Annotated in this window: 3 protein-coding genes; all 3 read left to right on the forward strand. The window is 67.3% G+C overall.

Annotated features, from left to right (window positions below; translation table 11 throughout):
* Positions 1–1,056: DUF1800 family protein (locus tag MRY84_RS01125; protein ID WP_291503935.1), on the forward strand; the 1,056-nt coding region annotated here is incomplete at its 5' end.
* A gap of 63 nt (positions 1,057–1,119) precedes the next feature.
* Positions 1,120–2,553 carry a DUF1501 domain-containing protein gene (locus tag MRY84_RS01130; RefSeq protein ID WP_291503936.1) on the forward strand — a complete coding sequence of 478 codons (1,434 nt, stop codon included), beginning with the start codon at positions 1,120–1,122 and terminating at the stop codon, positions 2,551–2,553.
* Positions 2,554–2,819: 266 nt separating this feature from the next.
* A partial coding sequence (locus MRY84_RS01135) for a DUF1800 family protein (RefSeq protein WP_291503937.1) occupies positions 2,820–3,915 on the forward strand: 1,096 nt, incomplete at its 3' end.

The following is a 3,915-nucleotide window of genomic DNA, read 5'->3' on the forward strand; positions in this document are numbered from 1 at the left end:
GCGGGCAAGCCCATCGACAGCTACACGCAAAGCGACGTGACCAACCTGGCGCGGGTATTCACCGGCTACGACTACGACCAGTCGCAGAACACGCCCACGCAGGTTCCCGGCACCAACCGCACCGTGCCCAGCACCACGTTCACCCGGCTGCCGATGGCGCTCAACGAGTCGCGCCACTCCGCTCTGGCGGCCACCTTCCTGGGCACCACCATCCCAGCGGGCACGCCCGGCGCGGCGGCGCTCAAGACCGCGCTCGATACCTTGTTCAACCATCCCAACGTGGGGCCCTTCATCGGCAAGCAGCTCATCCAGCGGCTGGTGACGAGCAACCCGTCCCCTGGCTATGTCGCACGGGTGGCAGGGGCCTTCAACAACAACGGCGCCGGTGCGCGCGGCGACCTGCGCGCCGTGGTCCGTGCCATCCTGCTCGACGACGAGGCGCGCTCGCCCGCAGGGCTGTCGCAGCCGGGCTTTGGCAAGTTGCGCGAGCCCATGTTGCGCTTCGTGCAGTGGGGCCGCACTTTCGGTGTGAATTCCACTTTCGGCAGTTGGAAGATCGGCAACCTCGGCGATCCGGGTTCACGCCTGGGCCAGAGCCCGCTGCGCTCGCCCTCGGTGTTCAACTTCTTCCGGCCCGGCTACGTGCCGCCCTCCACCGCGCTGGCCGCCACGGGCGCCGTGGCCCCGGAGTTCCAGCTGGTCAACGAAAGCAGCGTGGGCGGCTACCTCAACTTCATGCAGGGCGTCATCCGCAACGGCATCTGGGTGAACGGCCCCGACGTGCCCCACAACGCGAGCACGCCCAACAACGGCTTTGACATCAAGGCCGCCTACACCGAGGAGCTGGCGCTGGTGGCCGACGCGGACGCGCTGGTGGCTCGCATCAATTTGCTGATGTGCGCAGGGCAGCTGTCCGCGGCCACCGTCAAGCTCATCGCGGACGCGCTCAAGACCACGACCGTGACGGCCAGCAGCACCGACAACGCCAAGCGCGACCGCATCGCAGCCGCGGTGTTCCTGGTGATGGCCTCGGCCGAGTACCTCATCCAGAAGTAAAGAAACAAATGACACGGTGGCTTCATGCCCCGCAAGCCCCACGACGCCCCAAGAAGCCAAGCCATGCACCTGCTTGAACCCGAACTCCATTCGCGCCGCGCGTTCCTGCGCCGCTCTGCCCAGCTGGGCCTGGCAGGCACCGCCCTGCCCTTTGCGCTGAACCTCGCCGCCATGGGCGAGGCGGCCGCTTTCACCGCCGACGACTACAAGGCCCTGGTCTGCGTATTCCTCTACGGCGGCAACGACTACGCCAACACCGTGGTCACGTACGACGACGCGAGCCACGGCCGCTACAGCAGCATCCGCGGCAGCATCGCCATTCCCAAGGCATCGCTCACGCCCACGCTGTTGAGCCCGACCACGCCGCTGCCCGATGGCCGCCAGTACGCGCTGCACCCGGCCATGACGGGGCTGGCGAGCCTGTTCAACAGCGGCAAGGCCGCTGTGCAGCTCAACGTGGGACCGCTGGTGGTGCCGCTGACCCGCGCGCAGTACAACAGCCCGGACCGCAAGGCCTTCCCCATCCCGCCCAAGCTGTTCTCGCACAACGACCAGCAGTCCGTGTGGCAGTCGTCCTCGCCCGAAGGCTCTACCGTGGGCTGGGGCGGCAACATCGGCGACCTGGCGCTGTCCTCCAACGGCAATTCACTGTTCACCTGTATCGCCGTCACGGGCAACGCGGTGTTCCTCTCGGGTGACTCGGCGCTGCAATACCAGGTCAGCACCAACGGTGCCGTGGCCATCAACGGGGTGAAGAACAATGTGTATGGCTCCAGCGCCGTGCGCGGCGCCCTCTCGGCGCTGATCCAGCAGCCCAGCGGCCACCTGCTGGAAAACGAATACAACCGCGTCACCACGCGCGCCGTCACGTCCGAGAGCCAGATCACCAGCGCATTGGCCAGCTCCACCCTGAGCACCACCTTCCCCAGCAACAACTCACTGGCCGACCAGCTCAAGATGGTGGCCCGGCTGATCGGCGCGCGCAACGCGCTGGGCAGCAAGCGGCAGGTGTTCATGGTGTCGCTGGGCGGATTTGACCTGCACGACAACCTCATCTCGCAGCAGCCCGGGTTGCTGCAGCGCCTGAGCGACGCCCTCACGTCCTTCTACAACGCCACGGCCGAGCTGGGCGTGGCGGACAAGGTGACCACGTTCACCGCTTCGGACTTCGGCCGCACGCTCAGTTCCAACGGCGATGGCTCGGACCACGGCTGGGGCAGCCATCACTTCATGGTGGGCGGCGCCGTCAAGGGCAAGGCTTTCTACGGCATCGCACCCCCGGTCAGCGTGGGCAACACCGCCGCACCCGAAGATCAGTGGCACGTCGGCCAGGGCCGTTTGCTGCCCACCACCTCGGTGGACCAGTACGCGGCCACGCTGGCCAAGTGGTTTGGCGTGGCCGACAGCGAGATGGCGGGCGTGCTGCCCAACATCACGCACTTTGGCGCTGCCGCCGGGCGGCCGGACTACCCGGTGGACCTGGGCTTCATGGCCTGAGGCTGCGCCGGGCAGGCGCCCAGGGGGCCCGGTCCGGGGCCCCCTTTTTTTTCTTCTCCCAGGTTTCGGTTGTCCATTCCACATCAAGTTACAACTGATCCATTAGCGGCCCAAGTGTTGCAATTGCCCATCACTTTTGGCATGTGCGCTGTAACCCTCTCCTGTGAGAGTTTCGTTTCGTAACGTTTGTGTTGCCGTGCCCCCGAGTGCTTGTGGTGAAGTGTGCCCGCGCGCGGCGCACAGCGCGTGTTTCACCCGATAACACCATGCAATACAAACACGAGGAGCCTCGGGCGACCGCTGATGTCGCCGAGGACGGAGAGGGCTGCCTTTCGACGACTGTGGCGCCAGCCACCGCTTCACTGCCTGCTGCGCCCAGCGGCGCTTCCGCACGCGGCCACGCGCCGCTGCTGACTGCCTTGTTCGCGTCCGCCGCCCTGGCCGCTTGCGGTGGAGGAGAGAGCGATTCCGACATCCCCGGGGCCAGCCCGGCTGCCCCCCCGCCAGCGCCCTTACCGCCCGACGGGTCGCCCGCGCCTTTGCCGCCCGGGGCCTCGCCCAGCCCCGCACCCCGCCCTTCGCCGCCCGGCGCCTCGCCCAGCCCAGGCGCGCCGTCACCATCGCCATCGCCCGCCCCCAGCCCCGGGCCCGCGCCGTCCACGCCCACACCGGGCAACTACGCCCACCCCACCGCCAAGTCGGACGAAGAGGCTGCGCGCTTCCTGCTGCAGGCGCAGTTCTCCGCCTCCACCGCCGAGGTCGCCACACTGCGCTCCACGTCGTACACGCAGTGGCTCGACAGCCAGTTCGCCCGAGGCGCCAGCCAGCGCGGCTGGGACTGGTTGAACCAGCGCGGATACGCCACGGTGGACAACGCCACGAGCTACTACGACAACAGCTACCCCGGCGACTACATGATCTGGAACCAGCTCATGACGGCGCCCGACCAGCTGCGCAAGCGCGTGGCGCTGGCGCTGTCGGAGATCCTGGTGGTGTCGCTCACGGGGCTCGATTTCAGCTGGCGCAGCCACGCCATTGCCTGGTACTGGGACCAGCTGGTCGCCAACGCTTTCGGCAACTACCGCAAGGTGCTGGAAGACGTGACGCTGAACCCCGCCATGGGCTACTACCTGAACACCCGCGGCAACCAGAAGGAAAATCCCGCTACCGGGCGACTGCCCGACGAGAACTACGCCCGCGAGATCCTGCAGCTCATGACCATCGGGCTGTCGGCCTTGAACCCAGACGGCACTGTCCGCCGTGATGGCGCGGGCAAGCCCATCGACAGCTACACGCAAAGCGACGTGACCAACCTGGCGCGGGTATTCACCGGCTACGACTACGACCAGTCGCAGAACACGC

It is taken from the genome of Acidovorax sp. (assembly GCF_022763525.1).
GTDB lineage: Bacteria > Pseudomonadota > Gammaproteobacteria > Burkholderiales > Burkholderiaceae_C > Acidovorax.

Bases quoted from the DNA above. Each gene is read 5' to 3' on its own strand.
- MRY84_RS01130 (WP_291503936.1), top strand. From the start codon at position 1,120: ATGCACCTGCTTGAACCCGAACTCCATTCGCGCCGCGCGTTCCTGCGC.